Source organism: Mesorhizobium sp. M0518, assembly GCF_040321125.1.
In the GTDB taxonomy this organism is placed as follows: Bacteria; Pseudomonadota; Alphaproteobacteria; order Rhizobiales; family Rhizobiaceae; genus Mesorhizobium.
Window position 1 is genome coordinate 92,238 of sequence record NZ_JAMYQY010000016.1, and the last position, 20,968, is coordinate 113,205.

Consider the following 20,968-nt stretch of genomic DNA (forward strand, 5'->3'; position numbering starts at 1 on the left):
CAAGGTCAATCGGGAAGATCCACAGTGGCTGCTTCTGAAACGGTCGAAATCGCCATTGTCGGCGCCGGAGTTGTCGGGCTGGCGACGGCACTTCGCCTTGTCGCGGACGGCCGCGAAGTTCTGCTCATCGATCCGAACGAGCCGGGCTCCGGCGCGTCGTTCGGCAATGCCGGGACGATCGCCGAATATGCCTGCATGCCGGTCGGCACTCCTGCGGTGCTGCGGGCGTTGCCAAAGCTGCTGCTTGATCCCGACAGCCCGTTTTCGCTGCGCTGGCCGGCGCTGCTGCAGCTGGCGCCATGGCTCGTTCGGTTCATGCGGCAGTCGCTGCCGGCGGCCACCCGGGCCAATGCGCTGGCGCTCGCCGGACTGCTGGCCGACGCCCTCCCGGCCTGGGAGGAAATGGCTGGGGAGGCCGATCTGGACGATCTGCTGCGCCGCAATGGCTGTCTTTACCTCTATCGCCGCGAGAGCGATTTTGCCGCTGGCGCCGGCGGCCGGGCAATGCGCGCTGGGTTTGGCATCCACCAAGAGGTGCTGACTCCGGAAGAGGTGGCGGCACTTGAGCCGGGCCTGCCGGCGACAGCAGCGCATGGCGTGTATTTTCCCGACTCGATCAATGTCACCGATCCGGCAATGGTGATGCGGCGGTTGCTGGGCGCGGTGAGCGCCCGTGGTGCATCGGTGAAGCAGGCTGAGATCACCGGGCTGCAGGTCGAGGCTGGCGGTGTCCAGCTCAGCGGCCCCGGCGTTCGCATCAAGGCTGGCACGGTGGTGATCGCCGCCGGTGCACGGTCACGCGCACTGGCCGCGCAGGCCGGCGACAGGATTCCGCTCGAGACCGAGCGCGGCTATCATCTGGAATTCCACACCGACGCGCCGCTGCTCAACCGGCCTGTCTGTCCCGTCGATCTTGGTTTCTACCTGACGCCGATGGCTGGCCGCTTGCGGGTCGCCGGCACCGTCGAACTCGGCGGCCTGGTCGCGCCGCCAAATCCGCGCCGGCTGGCGCTGCTTGACCGTGGCGCCAGGCAAATTTTTCCCGGGCTCGGCTCGCCTGCCTCGCAATGGCTCGGCTTCCGGCCGTCCCTGCCGGATTCCAGGCCGGTCATCGGCGCTTCGCGCGGCAGCTCCCGCATAATCCATGCTTTCGGGCACGGCCATCTCGGCCTGACGCTGGCTCCGATCACCGCGCGGCTGGTCGCCGATTTGATCGGCGGACGCGGCGATCCAGCGCGGCTCGCACCTTTCGCGGCGGGCCGTTTCGGCCGTTGATCGACCGATGTCATCGATCTGAGCTAGTGCGCGAAAACCTGCTCCAGCGAGCGAAAGCCCTTGAATTCCAGGGCATTGCCCGAGGTATCGCGGATGAACAGCGTCGCCTGTTCGCCGGGTTCGCCCTTGAAACGCACCATCGGCCGTTCCAGCCAGTCGATGTCGTCGCGCGCCTCCAGCCGTGCCGCCAGGCTCTGCCAGTCGTCCATCAACAGCACGGCGCCGAAATGCGGGATCGGCACGACAATGCCGTCGACCTTGCCGTCGCTGGGGGCCTGTGCGGCCTGCGGCCGCAGATGCGCCGACATCTGGTGGCCGTAGAGGTCGAAATCCACCCAGGTCGCGGATGAACGGCCGATCGCACAGCCCAGCACCTCGCCATAGAAAACGCGGGTTTCATCGAGATCACGGACCGGAAAGGCGAGATGGAAAGGCGTCATCGAAAATGCTCCGTGCAGGCTGCGAACCGATTTTGCGTCACAGGGTTCGCGGTTTTGAACCGTCCACGCTGCATTTTGATTGAAGCCTATGCCATTGCACAAGCCGGACCGGAACAATAGATGGGTGGGCAACGGCCGCACACCGGCCGCACCAGCAGGATTTCAGGCATGACCGATATATCAGACGCAGCAAAATTGACCGACCGCGTCGCGGCTCTGGTCGAGGCTGCCAAGAAGGCCGGCGCCGATGCCGCCGACGCGGTGGCCGTGCGCGGCCGCTCGACCGGGGTGTCGGTGCGTCTCGGCAAGGTCGAGGCTACCGAAGCCTCCGAAAGCGAGGATGTGGCGCTGCGCGTTTTCGTTGGCGGCTGCGTGGCGAGTGTCTCCGCGACGGCGGCGTCCGACCCGAAAACACTGGCCGAGCGCGCCGTGGCGATGGCGAAAGTGTCGCCGCAGGATCCTTATCAGGGGCTGGCCGACCCGGCATTGCTCGCCAAACAGACGCGCGATCTCGATCTTTTCGACGCCACCGAAGTGTCGGCAGACCAGTTGAAGGAAGCCGCATTGGCGGCGGAAGCGGCAGCGCTTGCCGTCAAGGGCGTGACCAATTCGGCCGGCGCCAGCGCCGGTGCCGGTCTGGGTGGCCTGGTGCTGGCCACCTCGCATGGCTTCCTCGGCCACTATATCGGCTCGCGGTTCTCGCGCTCGGCCAGCGTCATCGCCGGCGAGGGCACCGGCATGGAGCGCGACTATGAATTCTCCTCGCGCCAGCATTTTGCCGATCTCGATGCGCCCGAAGACATCGGCCGCAAGGCCGGCGAACGCGCGGTGCGCCGCATTGGCGCGCGTAAGGCGGCGACCGGACCGGTAGACGTGGTGTTCGACCCGCGCGTCGCGCGCGGCATCGCCGGCCATCTGGCCGGCGCCATCAATGGCGCCTCGGTCGCGCGCAAGACCTCGTTTCTGCGCGACATGATGGGCAAGCAGGTGGCCGCGTCCGCCATCACCGTCACCGACGAGCCGCTCAGGCGGCGTGGCCAGGCCTCGCGGCCGTTCGACGGCGAGGGCGTCGAGGGCGAAAAGCTGTTGATGGTCGAGAAAGGCGTGCTCAACCACTGGTTCCTGTCGACCTCGGCCGCAAGGGAACTGGGTCTCGTCACCAACGGCCGCGGCGCACGCGGCGGCTCTTCCGTGACGCCATCCTCCACCAATCTCGCCATCGAGCCTGGCGAGCGGTCGCCGGAAGAGCTGATCAAATCGCTCAAGACCGGCTTCTACGTCACCGAAGTGTTCGGCCAGGGCGTCGACATGATCACTGGCGAATACAGCCGTGGCGCTTCCGGTTTTTGGATCGAGAATGGCGAGCTTGCCTATCCGGTCGCCGAGGTCACCATCGCCTCGAACCTGAAGACGATGTTCCTCAACATGGTGCCGGCCGATGACCTCGACCGCAATTTCGGCACCGCCGCGCCGACGCTCCTGATCGAAGGCATGACCCTTGCCGGAGCATGACCTGACCATAGCCGGGGCCATCTCCGGCGCCTCTGGGGACTTGCCGCTGCTGCGCGATGCCGCCCGCGAGGCGGGGCTCATCGCCATGCGCTACTTCGGCAACAGCCCGCAAGTGTGGATGAAGGGCGGCACATCGCCGGTGAGCGAGGCTGACCATGCCGCCGACGCCTACCTGCGCGAAACATTGCTGGCGGCGCGGCCGGATTATGGCTGGCTGTCGGAAGAGACGGTCGACGATCCGGTCCGGCTTTCGGCACGCCGCACCTTCGTCGTCGACCCGATCGACGGCACGCGCGGTTTTCTGGAAGGCCAGCGCACCTGGTGCGTCAGCGTCGCCGTCGTCGAGCGTGGCCGTACGCTGGCCGGCGTGCTGGAATGCCCGGCGATGGAGGAAACCTATTGGGCGCTGCCCGGCCAAGGTGCCTTCCGCAACGGCAAGCGCATTGCGGTTCGCAAGCTGGCGGACACGGCCGAGATTTCCGGGCTGAAGCAGTTGACCGACCTGATGCCGGCCGAATGGCAGGCGCGGCTGAAGCGGGCGCCCTACAGCCCTTCGCTCGCCTATCGGCTGGCGATGATCGCCAATGGCGCGCTGGACGCCACTTTCGTCAAGCCGAACGCGCATGACTGGGACATTGCGGCGGCCGACCTCATCCTGCGCGAGGCCGGCGGCCAGCTGCTCGACCAGCACGGTCGCGCTCCGCTCTATGCCGGCGAGGTGACCCGCCACGGCGCCCTTGCTGCCGGCAGCGGTGAATTGCTGGCCGTGCTCGCCGGCGTCATCGCCGGCCTGGACGCGTGAAAGCGTTTTCCCGGGCGAGATGAATTCATCTCGCCCTAAAGGTTCCAAAGTTGGCGGCTTTGGTCTAGACCTGTGACAAACTCACGATATGTGAAGGACCGACATGCCCGCGGAAGACGGAAAGAAACAGCTTTTGCATCTGGTGTTCGGTGGTGAACTGAAGAAGCTTGGCGGCACCGAATTCCGCGATCTCGAGGGCCTCGACATCGTCGGCATCTATCCCGACTATCAATCCGCGCACACGGCATGGAAAGCCAAGGCGCAAGCCAGCGTGGACAACGCCCACATGCGTTATTTCGTCGTTCATCTGCACCGGCTGCTGGACCCCGACAACAAGGCTTCCGGTTGACTTCGATGGAGCATGACCTGGCGAAAGGGCCAGCAAGCGATGCCGCGCCCACGGGCAGGGGACGCAGCCGCACGACCAAGGCCTTCTGGCGCAAGATTCGCCAACCGCTGGCGCAGTCGCGATTCGTCAAGAACGCCATCGCCAGCCTGTTCGCCCAGTTCGTCCGCTTCGTGCGCCTCACCAATCGCGTCGTGGAGGGCTCGGCGCGGTTTTCGGGCGGCGCCTATACCGAGTTCGAGCCTGGCATCATAGCCTTGTGGCACGGCCAGCATCTGCTGACGCCGGCCTACTACCCCAAGCGCAAGCCGCTGGTCGCCATGGTCTCACGCAGCGCCGATGCCGAGCTCAACGCGCTGATGCTGGAAAAATTCGGCATCGAGGCGGTGCGCGGGTCGGGCGGGCGGGAAAATGCCAGGCATCTCGACAAGGGTGGGGCAAAAGCGCTTATCGCCCTGAAAAAGTCGCTCGCCGTCGGCAAGAACGTCGCCATGATCGCAGATATTCCGCACGGCACGCCGCGAGACGCAGGGCTTGGCATCGTTCTCCTGGCCCGCCTCTCGGGCCGGCCGCTTGTGCCCGTCGCCATCACCACCAGCCGCCGCAAGGTGCTGGAGAAGAGCTGGGACAAGACCACCATCAACCTGCCGTTCGGCCGTTCGTCGATCGTCATCGGCCAGCCGATCTTCGTGGCGGCCGGCGCCGATGACGCCGAAATGGAGCGCAAGCGCCAGGAAGTGACGACCGCGCTCAATGCCGCGACTGCCGAGGCCTACCGTCTCGTGGATGCTCCGCGATGAGCGGCCGCTGGGCACGGGCCATGCTGTCGGCTTACCGGTTCGCGGGTGCGGCAGCCTATCCGCTGGTCGGGCCCTATGTTGCCTGGCGCACCTCGCGCGGCAAGGAAGACCGCTACCGCCGCCGCGAGCGCTATGGCGTCGCCGGCCGCGCGCGCCCCGACGGGCCGGTGATCTGGATCCATGCCGCGAGCGTCGGTGAGACCATAGCCGTCGTGCCGCTGGTCGAAAGCATTCTCGACTACGGCGTCAACATCGTGCTGACGACCGGCACGGTCACCTCGGCGCAGGTCGCCGACGAGCGGCTCGGTGATCGGATCATCCATCAATACGTACCGCTCGACCTGAAGCCGGCGGTCAGCCGGTTCCTTGATCACTGGCAGCCGGATCTGGCGATCATCGCCGAATCCGAGATCTGGCCGATGACCATCCTCGAGCTCGGCGCGCGCCGCGTGCCGCAGGTGCTGGTCAATGGCAGGCTGTCCGACCGCTCGTTCAAGTCGTGGAAGAAACGGGCCAACATCGCCGAGGCGTTGTTCGAGAACCTGGCTCACGTCGTGGCGCAGTCGGATGTCGATGGCGAGCGGTTTCTGGCGCTAGGCGCGCGGCCGGTCACCGTGTCGGGCAATCTCAAGGTCGATACCTCGCCGCCGCCCGTCGACGAACGGGCGCTGGCGACGCTGCGGCGGCAGGTAGGCACGCGCCCGACCTGGGCGGCGATCTCGACCCATGACGGCGAGGAAGTGGTCGCGGCTGAAGTCCACGCGACGCTGCACAAACGCCACCATGGTCTGCTGACGATCGTCGTTCCGCGTCATCCCGATCGCGGCGAGGCGCTTGCGGCACAAATTTCCGGCATGGGCCTGAAGGTCGCGCGGCGCAGCAAGGGCGACAGGATCGCCGCCGACACGGATATATTGCTCGGCGACACGATCGGCGAGATGGGACTCTATCTCCGGCTGACCGAAATCGCCTTCGTCGGCCGCTCGCTTACCTCCGAGGGTGGCCAGAACCCGCTGGAGCCGGCCATGCTCGACACGGCGGTTCTCGCCGGGCGCAATGTGCAGAATTTTCGCGAGGCCTACCAGCGTCTGCTCGACAGCGGCGGCGCCAAGCTGGTGCGCGATCGCGACATGCTGGCCGGCGCCGTCAATTTCCTCCTGACCAACGAAGTGGCGCGCCACGAGATGATGGCGGCAGGCGTGGCGACCGTCGACGAAATGCGCGGCGCGCTGGCGCGCACGCTGAAATCGCTCGAGCCCTATATCCAGCCGCTGGTCGTCAAGTCGCGCCTGAAGGGCGCTAACGGGCGCTAACGTGGCCTCCGAAGCACCACCATTCTGGTGGGAAGAGCCGGACTGGCGGGTCTTGGCGCTGTCGCCGCTATCGGCCATCTATGCCGCCGCCGCCGGCCGCGGCATGCGGCGGGCCAAGCGCGAGAAGATCGAGGCACCCGTTCTGTGCATCGGCAATTTTACGGTTGGCGGCACCGGCAAGACACCGGTGGCCATCGCGCTCGCCGAAAAGGCCAAGCGCATGCATCTGAAACCAGGCTTCCTGTCGCGCGGCCATGGCGGCTCCTTCGCCGAGCCGCATGTCGTCGATATCCATCACGACAGCGCCAGGCATGTCGGCGACGAGCCGCTCCTGCTGGCCGAACACGCGCCGGTGGCGGTGACGCCCAGCCGCGCCGCCGGTGCCCGGCTGCTGCTGGAACGGCATGGCTGCGATTTCCTGATCATGGACGATGGATTCCAGAGCGCCCGCATCCACATCGACTATGCGCTGGTCGTCGTCGATGCGCGCTATGGCATCGGCAATGGCCGTGTCATTCCGGGCGGTCCGCTCCGAGCCAGGATCGTCGATCAACTGGTCTTCACCAGTGGGCTGTTGAAAATGGGCGAGGGCACTGCCGCCGACGCCGTCGTCCGCCAGGCGGCACGCGCCGGCCGGCCGATCTTCGAGGCCCATACAGAGCCAAGCGGCAAGGCAGGGCTTGCCGGCAAGCGGTTCCTCGCCTTCGCCGGTATAGGCCATCCCGAGAAATTCTTCGACACGGTGCGCGAAGCCGGCGGCGAACTGGCGTTGACGCGGCCGTTTCCGGACCATCATTTCTATGCCGAGGACGAACTTGCCGAGTTGGCGGCGACCGCGCACGCCGAAGGGCTGGTGCTCATCACCACCGCCAAGGACGCCGCCCGGCTGCGCCACGGCGCCTCACAGGACTTCCTCGACCGGCTCGAGGTGCTCGAGATCGACACGGTCTTCGAACTCGACCACGTTCCCGAGCGCATCATCGACGAGACGCTCGATGCCTGGCGCCAGCGCAAGCTGAAGGGCTAAAGCAATTCCAGGAAAAGTGTGAAACGGTTTTCCTGGGAAAAAGCGCATAGCGCTTTCCCTTGGGAATTGCGTCAAACAAAGAGCTGGAGCGGTTCGCCGTTCCGTGAAACGGGGAACTGCTCTAACCGCGCTTACGCAGCTCCGGATGCATCTCGATTTCGCGGCGCAGCGAGGCGGTGGCGCTGATGTAGGGCTCCTGCCTGGCGACGCTCCAGTATTTCAACTCGTCGAGCGGAATGCTTTCGCCTGTCACCGCGCAACGCACGAACGCGCCGGGACTGGTAACCTGGAAGTCGCCATCCAAATAGCGGATGCGGGCTTCCTTGCCGCCGGGGCCTTCGAAACGGTTCATCATGCGGGGACGCCAGGGTTCATGAGGATTTCATCGCCATAAATTCCCGGCGAGGTCAAGCATGCGACAAGCCTGAGACAATGCTGAACGCTTATTGTGAGGCGGAAAAATGGTGTTGGCAGGCCGCAATGGACATTTCCTCCACTCGTCTTCCCGCCTTGCTCAGGGAAGTGATGACGCCGCAGGCAGTGCCCTCGGGGCAGGCTGATCCAGTCATGACGGCACTGGTCAAGGCGCTGGTCCAGCCGCCGGCGCCGTCTCTGCTCGCACAACAGACAGCGCCAGCGCTGTTGACTTTGCCGGCCGCGCCGATGGCCGTCAAATCGCAGCAGATCGCATCGGCTGGCATCGTCGATGCCTATCTTGCCCAACTTGAGACGGGCGAAGAGGCGGCGTTGGCAACGATCGCGGCGAGAAAGGCAGAACCCGAAGCCGAAACGCTGCGAGCCTTCTTGCCGCTTTCGACAACGGCCAATGACAATGCCCCTGCCAAGGTTGCGGGGCTGTCATTGCTGTCGCTTATCCCGCCGCAGGCTCCAGTCCCGCGCAACGCTGCCGCCCTGGGTACATTGGCGGGCAGGCACAGGCCGGCCAATCAATCCCATGGTGCGGTGCCGAACCCTGAGCAGTTGCTGGTGAAAATTGGCTTTGTTTCGATAATGGCCGGTTTTCTGGGAATCGTGATCCTCGGGTTCGTTCTGTTGTTGCTTCGCTGAGCTTCGAATCGGCCGGTTCTCGATATATGTCCGAGAGGCCTATCGCTCGGCTTCGATAAACGCCTCGATCTTGTCCGGAGCCAGCCCGGCCTCTGCCGCGATGCGGCGGGCGAGGTCGGCGGCTGCGGCACGCGGCCGCCCGATCGGCCGGTCAAGCCAGTAGGACACCGGATTGAGCGCGGTGCGCTCATCGACGGGAGTGATGCGGCCCGATTGCAATTGATGCCCGGTCAGGGGTGGGCGTGCCAGCGCGATGCCCAGCCCATAGGCGGCGGCGTCGAGCACCAGATTGTAGTCCTCGAAGCGGCGGTCCTGCGGGCGCGGGCGATAATCCATGCCTTGCGCGGCAAACCAGGCGCGCCAGGCAGACGCGTCGGAATCGTTGATCAGCGGATATTTGAGCAGCCGGGCCGGGTCGCCGCGGCCGATCTCGCGGGCAAGCCCGGGTGACGCGACGGGGAAGACATGTTCCTCGAAAAGCTGCACCGAGACGCGGCCCGGAATGCCGCCGCGTCCACAGCGGATGGAGAGATCGATACCCTCATCGGCAAGGTCGGCCTGGCGGATGTCGACATCGAGCACGATGCGCAGCTTCGAGGGATTGTTCTCCAGAGCCGCCATGCGCGGCATCAGCCACAGCCCGCTGACCGAGGGGATCGAGGTCAGCCGCACCACGGCGGTGCCACGCGGCTCGACCCAGCGGTCGGAATGGGTCGATATCAGCGCAAAGGCTTCCGACGTGCGCAGATGCAGCCGGTTCCCCTCGATCGTCAGCGAGACGCCGCGCGCACCACGGTCGAAGACTTTCAATCCCAGCCAGTCCTCGAGCTTGGCGATCTGCCGGCTGACGGCGCCATGGGTGATATTGAGCTTTTCGGCGGCCGCCGAAAAGCTGCCTGTCCGCGCCGCCGCATCGAAGGCGCGCAGCGTCTCGAGCGGCACCATTGTGTCCGAGCTGTGATCCATAGTCACAGGTGATCCTCGATTTGGTCGTTTGTCAACTGGCCTGAAATGGCGTTTTCTGCCTCTCAGGACCGAAGAATACGAGGGCAGTGAGATGAGCGCGATGACGGGCACGTTGAATTCGACACAGCGGATGGACACCACGGCAGCCATTGCTGTCGCGCTGACGGTGGTCGGCTGGGCTTCTGCCTTTCCCGCCATCCGAGCCGGTCTCGCCGCCTTCGGACCGCTGGAATTGGGTGCATTGCGCTTTGCCATCGCCGCGGTGCCGGCGGCGATCTTCCTGGCCGTCAAGCGCCCGGTGCTGCCCAGGCTCGACGAAGTGTGGCGCCTTGTCTTTGGCGGCGCCATCTTCGTCGCGCTTTATACCGTCATGCTCAATTTCGGCGAACTGACCGTCTCGGCCGGTGCCGCCGGCTTCATCATCAATGTCAGCCCGATCTTCACCGCCATCATGGCGATGGTCCTGCTGGGCGAGCGCTTTTCGGGCATGGCCTGGGCCGGCACGGTGATTTCCTTCGCCGGCATTGGCGTCATCGCCATGGCCGACGGGCATGGCCTGTCTTTCAACACCGGTGCTCTTCTGGTGCTTGGTTCGGCCTTGTGCTCGGCCGTCAACACTATCGTCCAGAAGCCGCTGTTTGCCCGCCATCATCCGTTGACCATTTCGGCTTCGAACATGGTGCTCGGCGCACTATGCTTGGCGCCCTTCCTGCCGTCGGCCTTTTCGCAGGCGGCGGTTGCCGACACGGCAGGCCTCGGCGCCGTCATCTTTCTTGGCATCGTGCCCAGCCTGATCGCCTATGCCGCCTGGGCGACCGCGCTGTCGCGTCTGCCCGCCGCACGTGCCTCCAACTTCCTCTATCTGGTCTCGCCGATGTCCGCGCTGATCGGCTTCTTCTGGCTGGGCGAAGTCCCGACGCTGCTCGGCATAATCGGCGGCGCGCTGGCGCTGGGCGGTGTCATCGTGGTGAATTTGAAGAGATGATTTGGTAAGTCGGAGCCATTCCCCGGGCGGGAGTTGCGCCTTTGCCTGCCTTGCTGGTCATCCGGAGATCCGGCCTGATCCATATTGCCGTTTCCCTCATTCGGAACGATCCCTCGGTCAAAGGCGTTTAGCCGGTGTTTATTCGACGGAGGTCCGAATGCCGGGTGCAACGACGCACCGACGCATGCAACTGGATGATCTATCCATTTTTTATCGCGAGGCAGGGCCGCCAGAAGCACCTGTCTTGCTGTTGCCGCACGGCTATCCCTGCTCTTCGTTCCAATTCCGCCGACTGATGCCGGCGCTCGCCGACCGCTGGCGAACGATTGCATTCGACTGGCCGGGCTTCGGATACAGTGGCACACCAGATCCGGCCGCCTTTGGCTATGATTTCGACGCCTATTCCGACGTGCTTTCCAAACTTGCCGGTGAATTCGGTCTCGAACGCTACGCCTTGTGGCTGCATGATTATGGCTCGCAGATAGGACTCCGGCATGCGATCTCGCATCCGGAGCGGATCAGCGCCCTGATCATCCAGAACGGCGACATCTACGAGGACGTGCTTGGCCCCAAATACGCCACGATCAAGGCTTGGTGGACCGACAAGACGCCCGACAGGCACCGTCCGCTCGAGGCCGCCGTGAGCGAGGATGGGTTCCGGGCCGAGTTCATCGGGGAAGTGGCTGATGACGTTGCCACGCGCGTGCCGCCCGATCTCTGGAGCCTTCACTGGCCATTGATGAACACGCCGGTTCGCCAGCAGATCGCCGTCGGTCTGATGGAGAAGCTGGAAGCCAATCTGACCTGGTTTCCGCGCTACCAGGCTTATTTGCGTGAATACCACCCGCCCACGCTGATCCTTTGGGGGCCAGAGGACGGCTATATGCCCGCGGCGTCGGCACGGGCCTATCATCGCGATCTGCCCGATGCGGAACTGCATCTGATCGAAGGGGCGGGTCACTGGCTGCTCGAGACACATTTCGACGACGCGATGCCGCTGGTCCGCGAGTTCCTGGCTCGTGTTCACGCCTGATCCCACCCGGCGTTGCTTGCTGCGCTCAGTTGCTGTCCCCTGTCTGAAGGAGAACCTCATGCCGACCAAACCGACCATCGCGCGCATCTGGCGCGGTCGCACCCGCCGCGACGTCGCCGACGCCTATGAGCCATACCTGCGTGCCGAGGGTATTCCGCCCCTCGAGAAGACGGCGCTTGGCGTCCAATTGCTGCGCGAAGACCGCGATGCCGAGACGTGGTTCACAACCATCTCGTATTGGGCCGACATGCAAGCGATGACGGCCTTTACCAGAGGCGAACCGACCAAAGTCCATCATCTGGACCGCGATGCCGAGTTCCTGATCGAGCTGCCGGAGCGGATCGACATCCACCGGATACTTGTCGATCGTCAGGGACTGCGCTGAGCGGCGAATCTGGTGGTTCGCAATCTCGCCTTCTTCGCGGTGATGTCGCTGATCTGGGGGCTGACCTGGGCGGCGATCAAGCTCGGTCTCAATGACGTGCCTCCGCTACTGCTGGCGGCGGCGCGCTATTTGCTGACCGCCGCGCTTCTGGCAACAGCGGTGCGTGGAGCCGGCGCGGCATTCGCCCACGGGCGAACGGGGCGAACGGTGGTCTCGGCATTGCTGGTCAATACCGGCACCTACGGTCTGCTTTTCTGGGGAATGCAGCACGTGCCCTCGGGATTGTCGGGGCTGGTCAACCTGGCGCTGATCCCGATCCTGCTGTTCGCGATTGCCGCATTCACCGGCGAGGAGCGACCGACCTGGCGCCACGCTTCCGCGCTCGCTATCGGCAGCATTGGGCTGGTTGGGCTGTTCTGGACGCGGCTTGGCGCGGGAAGCGGTTCGAGCGGCATCGGGCTCGCTGCGATCGTCGTTGCGACCGCTTGTTATTGCTTCGGCAGCGTGGTTTCGCGCCCGCTGGTGGGCGCGGTCAAACCACTGGCGCTGACAATGGTCCAGGCTGCGATCGGCGGTGTTGCACTGCTTGCGCTGTCGCTCGTGCTGGAGCCGATCTCGGGTGAGACGCTCGAGGCGCTGCACACGCCGGCCGCCATCGGCAGTCTGCTGTTCCTGTCGCTGTTTGGCACGATCGTCGCCTATACGCTCTATCTCGTGCTGATGCGTGATTGGGGCACCGTCCGTGCCGGGCTCTACGCCTTCGTTTCGCCGATCGTCGCTTTAGCGGCCGGAGCCTGGCTCTTCGGCGAGGCGGTCGGCTGGGCTGAAATCGCCGGTGCGATCCTCCTGCTGGCGGCGGCTGCGATCGCGCTGCTCGGGCCGCCAGGCGAAAATCGCGGGTGACCGCATTGTCGGCCGATCTCCTTGGCTTGCCGGTCTCAAGTGGTGAAGCGATGGCCCGCAATCCGTCCGCAGCTATCGCCGCCCGAAAAGCCGTTCGATATCCGCCAGCTTAAGTTCGATGTAGGTCGGGCGACCGTGATTGCAGGTGCCCGAGCCGGGCGTCGCCTCCATCTGCCGCAGCAGGGCATTCATCTCCTCGGCCTTGAGCAGGCGGCCGGAGCGCACAGAGCCGTGGCAGGCCATGGTCGCGGCTATTTTGTCCAGCCGCTCCTTCAGCGTGTCGACCGTGTCGTTGTCGGCGATCTCGTCGGCGAGGTCGCGCACCAATTGCCCGACATTGGTCTCGCCCAGCATCGACGGCGTCTCGCGCACCGCGACGGCGCCGGGGCCGAAGCGCTCGATGCCGAGACCGAAGCGGGCCAGCGTTTCCGAATGCAGCGCAAGCCGCTCGGCATCCTCCTCCGGCAGGTCGATGATCTCGGGCAGAAGCAGCATCTGCGAGGGCACCGGGCGCGAGTGCAGCGCATTCTTCAGCGCCTCGTAGACCAGCCGTTCATGCGCCGCATGCTGGTCGACGATGATGAGCGAATCCCTGGTCTGGGCGACGATGTAGTTCTCATGCACCTGGGCGCGCGCCGCGCCCAGCACCGCGCCGAGCAGCGTCTCGGCCGCTTCATCCTGCCCTGCGCGTGCATCGGCGCTATGCTGCGGACCGGCATCGAAAGCCGCTTGCTCGTTTTCATGCAAGCCGCGCTGCTGGAAGCCCGCACCCTCGAAACCCATATCGAGCGGCCGCTGCGACGACCGGGCGGGATCGAAGCCGGACGGACCCGAGGCGCGGTAGGCCGCGTCGTAGCTGCGGTGGCCGTTTGCCGCTCCACCGTGGCCGTAGGATGCGGCCCCTGGCCGGAACGCCGCCATCATGCCGGCGGCCCCCGTGGTGGCGGCGCGGACGCCGGCATCGTCCAGTGCCTGTCGGATTGCCCCGACGATCAGTCCGCGCACAAGGCCGGGATCGCGGAAGCGCACATCGGCCTTGGCTGGATGAACATTGACGTCGACGATGGCCGGGTCGAGCGTCAGGAACAGCACCGTCACCGCATGGCGGTCGCGCGGCAGGACGTCGGCGTAGGCACCGCGTATGGCGCCGGCGATCAGTTTGTCGCGCACCGGGCGGCCGTTCACATAGGCATATTGCTGCAGCGCGTTGGCGCGGGTGAAGGACGGGATCGACACGTGGCCGGTCAGATGCACGCCTTCGCGCATCGCGTCGAGGGCAATAGAATTGTCCGGAAAGTCGGCGCCCATCACCTGGGCGACACGGCGCAGGCTGCCTTCCGCGCTGTCATCCGCCGCCGGCAATTCCAGCGTCGAGCGGTCCGAGCCGGCCAGCGTGAAGCGCACGGCGGGGAAGGCGATGGCGATGCGCTTGACCACATCGCTGGTGGCCGAGCTTTCGGCGCGCTCGCCCTTCATGAACTTTAATCGGGCCGGCGTTGCGAAGAACAGGTCGCGCACCTCGACCGTGGTGCCGCGATTGGCCGCCGCCGGCCTGACAGGCAGGACGCGGCCACCCTCGATGCCGATCTCGGCGGCGCTGTCACTTGCTGCCGTGCGCGAGCGGATCGAAAGTCGCGACACCGAGCCGATCGACGGCAGCGCTTCGCCGCGGAAGCCCAGCGAGCGGATGTCGTTGATATCCTTGGTGAGCTTGGAGGTGCAATGACGTGCGATCGCCAGCGTCAGCTCCCGTTCGGGAATGCCGGAACCGTCATCGGTGACGCGGATCAGGTTCAGCCCGCCGCCGGCTGTGACGATCTCGACGCGCGAAGCACCGGCGTCGAGCGCATTCTCGACCAGTTCCTTGACCACGCTTGCGGGACGCTCGATGACTTCGCCGGCGGCGATCTGGTTGATCATCGTTTCGGAAAGCTGGCGGATGGGCATGGCGCCACTATAGGCGGATTCGACGCCGATGAGGAAGCATTCGATGTCGGCGGAATAGCGATGATGCTGGCGGGACAGCACCCCCCTCTGGCCTGCCGGCCATCTCCCCCGCAAGGAGGGAGATCGGATGTCGCCACGGCTTTCGCCAATCTGCAGCGCTGCAGGAAGGGTGGCGAGGCTGGAACTGCCAATCTCCCCACTTGCGGGGAGATCTCCGGCAGGACAGAGGGGGGTGCTGTCCCGCCGACTTCCAAGGGACTGGGAGGCACTGCCCCTCATGCCTGAGCGGCCAGCCAGTCGCGCACCTTGCGGGCGTTGTCGCTGAGTTCCCGGTTCTTCGGCCAGACGACATAGAACGCCTTGCCGGTCTTCAGCACATGATCCGTCACCGGCACCAGCAAGCCCGACGCCAGCAACCGCTCGGCGAGATGCCGCCAGCCGAGCGCGATGCCTTGGCCTTCCATGACGCCCTGAATCACCAGGCCGTAGTCATTGATGCGCAGGCCGCGCGCGGTATCGCTGAGATTGGCGCCCGCCGACTGGAACCATTCGTCCCAGCTGGCCGCCTCGCGATACGGCTCCTCCAAATGGATGAGGCGGTGCGTGGCCAGTTCGGCAGCGAATTTGGGCAGGCCGAACTTTGCCGCATAGCTGGTGCCGGCGACGGGAAATATCTCCTCGTCAGCCAGCGGCAACGAGTGATAGTCCGGCCAGTCCCGCGGCGCGCCGCCGCGCACGCCGAGCGGAATGCCTTCGGCGATGATGTCGAGGTCGCGGTCGGCGGTCTGGATACGCAGGTCGATGCCCGGCAGTTCGTCGCGGAACTGCTGCAGCCGCGGCATCATCCAGAACGAACCGAACGCGGTCGAGGCGGCCAGCGTGACATGACCGCCGGTCGCCTGCAGGCGTAGATCCTCCGCCGATTTGCGGATATGCGAAAGCCCAAGCGAGACATCGGCATGGAAGCGCTCGCCGGCCTCGGTCAGGAGAACCTGGCGGTGGCGGCGCTGGAACAGCTTGGCGCCAAGCTGCTCTTCCAGCCCGCGCACGGCATAGGAGACGGCGGCCTGCGTCATGCCGAGCTCGCGGCCGGCGGCGGTGAAGCTCGAAAGCCGCCCGGCCGCCTCGAAGACGATCAGGCTGCCGGCCGAGGGCAGGAGGTGGCGCAGGCTTCGCATAAGCTGAGCTTATACAAGAGATCAGGATTTTCCAGCGTCACATCACCATTTTGTCGCGCTAGGCTCCTTCATGAGTGGAATGGAGTTGCCATGAACGCACCGGCCCCTGAAGTGACCGAACATGCCAACCGCCGCAGTGGCGGCCGCCTGGGGCGCAAGGCGCTGCGCGGAGCCCCCGTAACGTCGTTCCCGACCCTGGTCCGCCAGATCCCCGTCTACCAGATGGTCCCCGATGAGGCGGTCGAGCTGATCCACGAGGAGTCGCTCCTGATCCTCGAAGAGGTGGGATGCGAATTCCGCGACGACGAGGCTATCGCGCTGTGGAAGGCGGCGGGCGCGGATGTCTCGGAAACTCGTGTGCGGATCGACCGGGCCCTGCTGATGGAGCTGGTATCGAAGGTCCCGTCGGAGTTCACGCTCAATGCGAGGAATCCGCAGCGTACGGTGCGGGTGGGCGGCAACAATACCATCTTCGTGCCGATGTATGGCGCGCCTTATGTTCGCGATCTCGACAACAACAGGCGCTACGGCACGCTGGCCGACCTCAACAATTTCCACAAGCTCGCCTACATGGCGCCGGCGCTGCATTCATCGAGTTCGGTCATTTGCGAGCCGATGGAAATCGCGGTACCGAAGCGTCACCTCCACATCATCCATTCCGCGCTTAAGCATTCCGACAAGCCGTTCATGGGCATCGTCACGTCCAAGGAGCGGGCGGAAGACACGATGGCGATGGCAGGCATCGTGTTCGGCGAGGATTACGTCCGCGACAATCCGGTCCTGGTGTCGATCACCAACTGCAATTCGCCGCTGGTGTGGGACGCCACCATGCTGGACGCGATGAAGGTCTATGCGCGAAGCAACCAGCCGCTGATCCTCGCACCCTTCGCACTGTGCGGCGCCTCGACTTCGGCGTCCGCCGTGGGCGCGGTTGCGCAGGTCAATGCGGAAGCGCTGGCGGGCGTCGCCTTCACGCAACTGCTGCGCCCAGGGTCGCCGCAGATCTACGGGCAGTTCATGGTCACGGTGGACATGAAGACCGGCGCTCCGATGGGCGGCACGCCCGAGGCGGCGCAGATGATGTATCTGATGGGAGCCTTGGCGCGGAAATACCGGCTGCCGTGGCGCACGTCCGGCTTTCATGTCGGGTCGAAGCTCAACGACGCCCAGGCGGGTTACGAGGCGAACATGCTGATGCATGCCGCCATCCTCGCCGGCGCCAACTACATCTGGCACTCCGCGGGATGGCTCGAGGCCGGCCTGACCTGCGGCTATTCGAAATTCGCCACCGACTGCGAACAGCTCATCGGCTGGTACAAATATGCCGGCGGTCTGCCGTTCGACGATTTCAAGGAAGCCATGGCGGCCATCCGCGAGGTGGGACCGCAGGGCCATTTCCTCGGCACCCAGCATACGCTCGAACATTTCGAATCCGCCTTCTTCATGCCCTCGATCATGGACTTCAATTCGTTCGAACAGTGGAAGGCGGAAGGGGCGAAGGACCACGACACGCGCGGCCGCGAGAAGGCGCGCAACATGCTGGCGGATTACGAGGAGCCGAAGCTCGATGAAGGCATCGCCGATGGCCTGATGGATTTCATCGCGCGGCGCGAGGAGAGGCTGCCGGACAGCGTCAGTTGACGCGAAGAACCAAGATCAAGGGAACCAGACGGGAGGAAAAAATGGCATTCTTCAGAAGCAGTGGCGATCGCGTGCCGAGCGCTATCGAGGCAATGGCGGTCGAAGCACGCGCGGGTCGTGTCGACCGGCGCGAGTTCCTGGCGCTGGCAAGCGCCTTCGGCGCATCGACGGCGCTTGCCTATGGCATGATCGGTCTTGCCGTGCCGGATCGGGCCTTGGCCGAAGAGCCGAAGAAAGGCGGAACGCTGCGCGTCTCGATGTCGGTGAAGGGACAGAAGGATCCGCGCACTTACGACTGGGTGGAACTGGCGAACATTTCGCGTTGCTGGCTGGAGCCGCTTGTCCGCTATACCAGGCAGTTCACCTTCGAGCCGGTTCTGCTCGAAAGCTGGGATATCAATGACGACGCCACCGAATATGTGCTGCATGTGCGCAAGGGCATCACATGGAACAACGGCGATGCCTTCAACGCCGATGACGTCGCTCACAATCTGACGCGCTGGTGCGAGAAGAATGTCGCCGGCAATTCCATGGCCGCCCGTGTCGGCGCGCTGATCGACACAAAGACCGGCAAGGCCAGGGATGGTGCGATCACCAAGGTCGACGACAACACGGTCAAGCTGAAGCTAAGCGAACCAGACATTTCACTGATCCCGAATTTCACCGACTATCCGGCGCTCGTCGTCCATCGCAGCTTCGATGCCGATGGTGCCGATCCGATCAAGAAGCCGATCGGCACGGGACCGTTCGAACTGGTCTCCTACGATGTCGGCCAGAAGGCGGTCGTCAAGCGTCGTGAGAATGGCAAATGGTGGGGTGGTGAAGCGCCGCTCGACAGCGTCGAGTTCATCGACTACGGCACCGATTTCAACGCCACCGTTAACGCGTTCGAATCGGGTGAGATCGACCTCAATTTCGAGTCGCCCGCCGACTTCATCGACATTCTCGACAAGATGGATCTGGTGAAATCGGAGGTGGCGACGGCGACGACGCTGGTTGCGCGCACCAACATTACCCACAAGCCCTATGACGACAAGCGGGTGCGCAACGCCCTGCAAATGGCCGTCGACAACAATGCGGTCCTCCAACTTGGTTACGCCGGGCGAGGCACCCCTAGTGAAAACCACCACGTTGCCCCGATCCATCCGGAATACTATCCGCTGCCCAAGAAGACACGCGACGCCGCCGGCGCCAAGAAGCTGATGGCGGAAGCCGGACAGGCTGACTTCGAGCATGAGCTGATCACCATCGAGGACGATTGGCAGAAGAATACCGGCGACGCCATTGCCGGCCAGCTGCGCGATGCCGGGATCAAGGTGAAGCGCACGGTGCTGCCGGGTTCGACCTTCTGGAACGACTGGACGAAATATCCCTATTCGATGACGATCTGGTACATGCGCCCGCTTGGCGTCCAGGTGCTGGCGCTCGGCTATCGCACCGGCGAGGCCTGGAATGAATCGGCATATTCCAACCCCGATTTCGACGCCAAGCTCAAGCAGGCGCTATCGCTCATCGACGTGGAGAAACGACGCGAGGTCATGAAGGATGTCGAGCAGATCCTGCAGGATTCGGGCGTCATTATTCAGCCGTTCTGGCAGAAGCTCTACAGCCACCAGAACAAGAAGGTGAAGAACTATGGTGTCCACCAGACATTCGAGATGGACCTTCAGAACGTCTGGCTGGACGGCTGAAACAAGGCGCTGCAGGACTTCATGAGCCGCAAAAAAGCCGATATGCAGGATACGTGGTATTGATAGGCTCAAGCCATCAAAAGCCGGAGATTCTGCATGAGACTGACAGTGCTCGTTGCCGCCCTTTCGATAGCCCTGCCGGCCGCCGCCGTCGCCGGACCGGCGTCCGATGCGGTGAAGTTCTTCTATGTCCCGGCGGTCAAGTTCGAGGCCGACGAACAATATCGGGACCGGTTCACCGAACCGGTGACGAAACTGTTCGAGTTGAACGACCAGGCAACGAAGAAGAACCCGGACCAGGTCGCCTGCATCGATTTCGATCCTGGTCTCGACGCCCAGGATTTCGATCAGAAAACCGTCTCGAAAACGCTGAAACTGTCTGAGAAGCTGGATGGCGATAACGCACAGGTCACGGTATCCTTCAGCCTGTTCTCCGAGGGCGATGATTCCAAACGTGAAATGCTCTGGTCGCTCAAGAAGATCGACGGCAAGTGGAAGATATCGGACATCGCTTCCAAGACCAGCGACTGGACGCTCAGTGCGCTGGAATGCATGGCCGGCCAGACGCCGGAGTGAAGCGATGGCCCATCGCCGGTTGCTGGCCCTGTCGGGTGTGTGTCTGCTGGCGGCTCTGAGCGGCGCCGCCGCGCAAGGCCTGTTGGGTGCGCCGCCGGCTGACGCCGCGCCGGGCGACAGCGGGGCTCCGCCCGCAAATGCACCCGGAACCGGAGTGGAACCGGCAACGCCGCCTGTTGGATGGTCGCCAGCCGAAGCCGCGCCGGCCGCACCGATCCAGCCGGGCTCGCCGACCGCTGTGGTGCGGCCGTTTTACGATCAGGTCGGGCTGGAGATCGATCCAGCCGAGCGAAGCCATTTCATCGACCCGGCCAAAACCGTGCTCGACAAGAGCGACGCCTTGCGCAAATCCGGGCAGGGCGAGTGCCTCGACCCCAACATGGCGCTCGATAATGCCGATTACGACAAGGCCGAGATCGACAAGAGCCTGAAGACGCTCGAGGCGATCAACGGCGACCAGGCCAAGGTCATCGTCGCCTTCGTCATATCGGGCAACCCGCACCGGCTGGAATGGAAATTCAAGAGGGTCGACGGCGACTGGAAGATATCGGACCTGCTGTCGGTGACCGGCGAATGGGCACTCAGCCAATATCAGTGCGAATGATGGGCGAGCTCAACCCCGCCCGCGATAGGGCGCCACCCCGGTGTCGGGCAGCCAGGCGCCTTCGGGCGGAGCGCCCGTTTGCCAGAACACATCGATCGGAATGCCGCCGCGTGGATACCAATAGCCGCCTATGCGCAACCACAGCGGCTTGGTTGCCGCCACGATGCGGCGGCCGATCATGACGGTGCAGTCTTCATGGAAGGCGCCATGGTTGCGAAACGAGGTCATGAACAGCTTGAGCGACTTCGATTCCACCAGAGCCGCATCGGGTGCGTAGTCGATGACGATATGGGCGAAGTCCGGCTGGCCGGTGACGGGGCACAGCGAGGTGAATTCCGGACAGGTGAAGCGCACGATCGCCGGCGGTCCGTCACCACGCGAAAACGGTACGGTCTCCAGGACCGCTGCTTCGGGGCTTTGTGGCGTCTCGACGTGCGCGCCGAGCTGGGTGAGAGTTTTGGTGTCGATCATGGGCG

Annotated in this window: 22 protein-coding genes; 16 read left to right on the forward strand and 6 right to left on the reverse strand. The window is 64.5% G+C overall.

Annotated features, from left to right (window positions below; all coding sequences use genetic code 11):
• Nucleotides 1–24: 24 nt before the first annotated feature.
• Complete coding sequence (locus NKI66_RS22445; protein ID WP_352753001.1) at nt 25–1,275, forward strand: NAD(P)/FAD-dependent oxidoreductase; 1,251 nt, start codon at nt 25–27, stop codon at nt 1,273–1,275.
• Between the two features lie 23 nt (nt 1,276–1,298).
• On the opposite strand, the gene NKI66_RS22450 is transcribed toward NKI66_RS22445, so the two are convergent.
• Complete coding sequence (locus NKI66_RS22450; RefSeq protein ID WP_352753003.1) at nt 1,299–1,715, reverse strand: VOC family protein; 417 nt, start codon at nt 1,713–1,715, stop codon at nt 1,299–1,301.
• Between the two features lie 168 nt (nt 1,716–1,883).
• Between NKI66_RS22450 and NKI66_RS22455 the strand changes: the two genes are divergently transcribed.
• From NKI66_RS22455 to lpxK, 6 genes are all read left to right on the forward strand, one after another.
• Complete coding sequence (locus NKI66_RS22455; protein ID WP_352611646.1) at nt 1,884–3,227, forward strand: TldD/PmbA family protein; 1,344 nt, start codon at nt 1,884–1,886, stop codon at nt 3,225–3,227.
• Nucleotides 3,214–4,029 carry a 3'(2'),5'-bisphosphate nucleotidase CysQ gene (locus NKI66_RS22460; RefSeq protein ID WP_352611647.1) on the forward strand — a complete coding sequence of 272 codons (816 nt, stop codon included), beginning with the start codon at nt 3,214–3,216 and terminating at the stop codon, nt 4,027–4,029. The genes NKI66_RS22455 and NKI66_RS22460 overlap by 14 nt, the downstream gene beginning before the upstream one ends.
• A 103-nt stretch (nt 4,030–4,132) precedes the next feature.
• Nucleotides 4,133–4,378, forward strand: coding sequence for a DUF4170 domain-containing protein (locus tag NKI66_RS22465; protein ID WP_352753006.1), 246 nt, complete (start codon nt 4,133–4,135; stop codon nt 4,376–4,378).
• A gap of 5 nt (nt 4,379–4,383) precedes the next feature.
• Nucleotides 4,384–5,175: a lysophospholipid acyltransferase family protein gene (locus NKI66_RS22470; protein WP_013532344.1), complete on the forward strand. Its 792-nt coding sequence runs from the start codon at nt 4,384–4,386 to the stop codon at nt 5,173–5,175.
• On the forward strand, nt 5,172–6,488 hold the full coding sequence (waaA, locus tag NKI66_RS22475) for a lipid IV(A) 3-deoxy-D-manno-octulosonic acid transferase (protein ID WP_128305059.1): 1,317 nt from the start codon (nt 5,172–5,174) through the stop codon (nt 6,486–6,488). The genes NKI66_RS22470 and waaA overlap by 4 nt, the downstream gene beginning before the upstream one ends.
• A 1-nt stretch (nt 6,489) precedes the next feature.
• Nucleotides 6,490–7,515 carry a tetraacyldisaccharide 4'-kinase gene (gene lpxK, locus NKI66_RS22480; protein WP_352753009.1) on the forward strand — a complete coding sequence of 342 codons (1,026 nt, stop codon included), beginning with the start codon at nt 6,490–6,492 and terminating at the stop codon, nt 7,513–7,515.
• Between the two features lie 121 nt (nt 7,516–7,636).
• On the opposite strand, the gene NKI66_RS22485 is transcribed toward lpxK, so the two are convergent.
• A complete protein-coding gene (locus NKI66_RS22485) occupies nt 7,637–7,870 on the reverse strand; it encodes a DUF2093 domain-containing protein (protein ID WP_031213688.1) in 234 nt (77 codons plus the stop codon).
• Between the two features lie 77 nt (nt 7,871–7,947).
• On the opposite strand from NKI66_RS22485, the gene NKI66_RS22490 reads away from it, so the two are divergent.
• The gene (locus tag NKI66_RS22490) at nt 7,948–8,583 is read left to right on the forward strand and encodes a hypothetical protein (RefSeq protein ID WP_352753011.1); all 636 of its coding nucleotides are present in this window, start codon (nt 7,948–7,950) and stop codon (nt 8,581–8,583) included.
• 39 nt (nt 8,584–8,622) lie between these two features.
• On the opposite strand, the gene NKI66_RS22495 is transcribed toward NKI66_RS22490, so the two are convergent.
• On the reverse strand, nt 8,623–9,549 hold the full coding sequence (locus NKI66_RS22495; protein WP_352611651.1) for a LysR family transcriptional regulator: 927 nt from the start codon (nt 9,547–9,549) through the stop codon (nt 8,623–8,625).
• A gap of 91 nt (nt 9,550–9,640) precedes the next feature.
• Between NKI66_RS22495 and NKI66_RS22500 the strand changes: the two genes are divergently transcribed.
• The 4 genes from NKI66_RS22500 (at nt 9,641) to NKI66_RS22515 (ending at nt 12,855) form a co-directional block, all read left to right on the forward strand.
• Nucleotides 9,641–10,534: a DMT family transporter gene (locus NKI66_RS22500; RefSeq protein ID WP_023813564.1), complete on the forward strand. Its 894-nt coding sequence runs from the start codon at nt 9,641–9,643 to the stop codon at nt 10,532–10,534.
• Between the two features lie 157 nt (nt 10,535–10,691).
• Complete coding sequence (locus tag NKI66_RS22505; RefSeq protein ID WP_023813565.1) at nt 10,692–11,567, forward strand: alpha/beta fold hydrolase; 876 nt, start codon at nt 10,692–10,694, stop codon at nt 11,565–11,567.
• A 58-nt stretch (nt 11,568–11,625) separates the two neighbouring features.
• Nucleotides 11,626–11,952, forward strand: a complete 327-nt coding sequence (locus NKI66_RS22510) for an antibiotic biosynthesis monooxygenase family protein (RefSeq protein WP_023813566.1) — start codon at nt 11,626–11,628, stop codon at nt 11,950–11,952.
• A 12-nt stretch (nt 11,953–11,964) separates the two neighbouring features.
• Entirely contained in the window at nt 11,965–12,855 is an 891-nt protein-coding gene (locus tag NKI66_RS22515; RefSeq protein WP_023813567.1) for a DMT family transporter, read from the forward strand.
• A gap of 72 nt (nt 12,856–12,927) precedes the next feature.
• Here the strand turns inward: NKI66_RS22515 and mutL are convergent, their stop codons facing one another.
• Nucleotides 12,928–14,802, reverse strand: coding sequence for a DNA mismatch repair endonuclease MutL (gene mutL, locus NKI66_RS22520; protein WP_352753053.1), 1,875 nt, complete (start codon nt 14,800–14,802; stop codon nt 12,928–12,930).
• A gap of 275 nt (nt 14,803–15,077) precedes the next feature.
• Complete coding sequence (locus tag NKI66_RS22525) at nt 15,078–15,980, reverse strand: LysR substrate-binding domain-containing protein (protein WP_352721293.1); 903 nt, start codon at nt 15,978–15,980, stop codon at nt 15,078–15,080.
• Nucleotides 15,981–16,070: 90 nt separating this feature from the next.
• Between NKI66_RS22525 and NKI66_RS22530 the strand changes: the two genes are divergently transcribed.
• The 4 genes from NKI66_RS22530 (at nt 16,071) to NKI66_RS22545 (ending at nt 20,492) form a co-directional block, all read left to right on the forward strand.
• Nucleotides 16,071–17,621 (forward strand): trimethylamine methyltransferase family protein, encoded by a 1,551-nt coding sequence (locus NKI66_RS22530; RefSeq protein WP_013532332.1) that lies wholly within the window; start codon nt 16,071–16,073, stop codon nt 17,619–17,621.
• Nucleotides 17,622–17,662: 41 nt separating this feature from the next.
• A complete protein-coding gene (locus NKI66_RS22535; protein WP_352753015.1) occupies nt 17,663–19,312 on the forward strand; it encodes an ABC transporter substrate-binding protein in 1,650 nt (549 codons plus the stop codon).
• A gap of 96 nt (nt 19,313–19,408) precedes the next feature.
• Entirely contained in the window at nt 19,409–19,888 is a 480-nt protein-coding gene (locus tag NKI66_RS22540; protein ID WP_023813571.1) for a DUF3828 domain-containing protein, read from the forward strand.
• Nucleotides 19,889–19,892: 4 nt separating this feature from the next.
• Nucleotides 19,893–20,492 carry a hypothetical protein gene (locus NKI66_RS22545; RefSeq protein ID WP_023813572.1) on the forward strand — a complete coding sequence of 200 codons (600 nt, stop codon included), beginning with the start codon at nt 19,893–19,895 and terminating at the stop codon, nt 20,490–20,492.
• Between the two features lie 9 nt (nt 20,493–20,501).
• Here NKI66_RS22545 and queF read toward each other — a convergent pair whose 3' ends face one another.
• Entirely contained in the window at nt 20,502–20,963 is a 462-nt protein-coding gene (queF, locus tag NKI66_RS22550; protein ID WP_010915503.1) for a preQ(1) synthase, read from the reverse strand.
• Nucleotides 20,964–20,968: the final 5 nt, after the last annotated feature.

What these genes read in the sequence shown, in the direction of transcription:
- NKI66_RS22450 (WP_352753003.1), bottom strand. Translation starts at nt 1,715, where the DNA reads ATGACGCCTTTCCATCTCGCCTTTCCGGTCCGTGATCTCGATGAAACC.
- NKI66_RS22455 (WP_352611646.1), top strand. Translation starts at nt 1,884, where the DNA reads ATGACCGATATATCAGACGCAGCAAAATTGACCGACCGCGTCGCGGCT.
- NKI66_RS22465 (WP_352753006.1), top strand. Translation starts at nt 4,133, where the DNA reads ATGCCCGCGGAAGACGGAAAGAAACAGCTTTTGCATCTGGTGTTCGGT.
- NKI66_RS22470 (WP_013532344.1), top strand. Translation starts at nt 4,384, where the DNA reads ATGGAGCATGACCTGGCGAAAGGGCCAGCAAGCGATGCCGCGCCCACG.
- waaA (WP_128305059.1), top strand. Translation starts at nt 5,172, where the DNA reads ATGAGCGGCCGCTGGGCACGGGCCATGCTGTCGGCTTACCGGTTCGCG.
- NKI66_RS22485 (WP_031213688.1), bottom strand. Translation starts at nt 7,870, where the DNA reads ATGATGAACCGTTTCGAAGGCCCCGGCGGCAAGGAAGCCCGCATCCGC.
- NKI66_RS22490 (WP_352753011.1), top strand. Translation starts at nt 7,948, where the DNA reads ATGCTGAACGCTTATTGTGAGGCGGAAAAATGGTGTTGGCAGGCCGCA.
- NKI66_RS22495 (WP_352611651.1), bottom strand. Translation starts at nt 9,549, where the DNA reads ATGGATCACAGCTCGGACACAATGGTGCCGCTCGAGACGCTGCGCGCC.
- NKI66_RS22500 (WP_023813564.1), top strand. Translation starts at nt 9,641, where the DNA reads ATGAGCGCGATGACGGGCACGTTGAATTCGACACAGCGGATGGACACC.
- NKI66_RS22505 (WP_023813565.1), top strand. Translation starts at nt 10,692, where the DNA reads ATGCCGGGTGCAACGACGCACCGACGCATGCAACTGGATGATCTATCC.
- NKI66_RS22510 (WP_023813566.1), top strand. Translation starts at nt 11,626, where the DNA reads ATGCCGACCAAACCGACCATCGCGCGCATCTGGCGCGGTCGCACCCGC.
- mutL (WP_352753053.1), bottom strand. Translation starts at nt 14,802, where the DNA reads ATGCCCATCCGCCAGCTTTCCGAAACGATGATCAACCAGATCGCCGCC.
- NKI66_RS22525 (WP_352721293.1), bottom strand. Translation starts at nt 15,980, where the DNA reads ATGCGAAGCCTGCGCCACCTCCTGCCCTCGGCCGGCAGCCTGATCGTC.
- NKI66_RS22530 (WP_013532332.1), top strand. Translation starts at nt 16,071, where the DNA reads ATGAACGCACCGGCCCCTGAAGTGACCGAACATGCCAACCGCCGCAGT.
- NKI66_RS22535 (WP_352753015.1), top strand. Translation starts at nt 17,663, where the DNA reads ATGGCATTCTTCAGAAGCAGTGGCGATCGCGTGCCGAGCGCTATCGAG.
- NKI66_RS22540 (WP_023813571.1), top strand. Translation starts at nt 19,409, where the DNA reads ATGAGACTGACAGTGCTCGTTGCCGCCCTTTCGATAGCCCTGCCGGCC.
- NKI66_RS22545 (WP_023813572.1), top strand. Translation starts at nt 19,893, where the DNA reads ATGGCCCATCGCCGGTTGCTGGCCCTGTCGGGTGTGTGTCTGCTGGCG.
- queF (WP_010915503.1), bottom strand. Translation starts at nt 20,963, where the DNA reads ATGATCGACACCAAAACTCTCACCCAGCTCGGCGCGCACGTCGAGACG.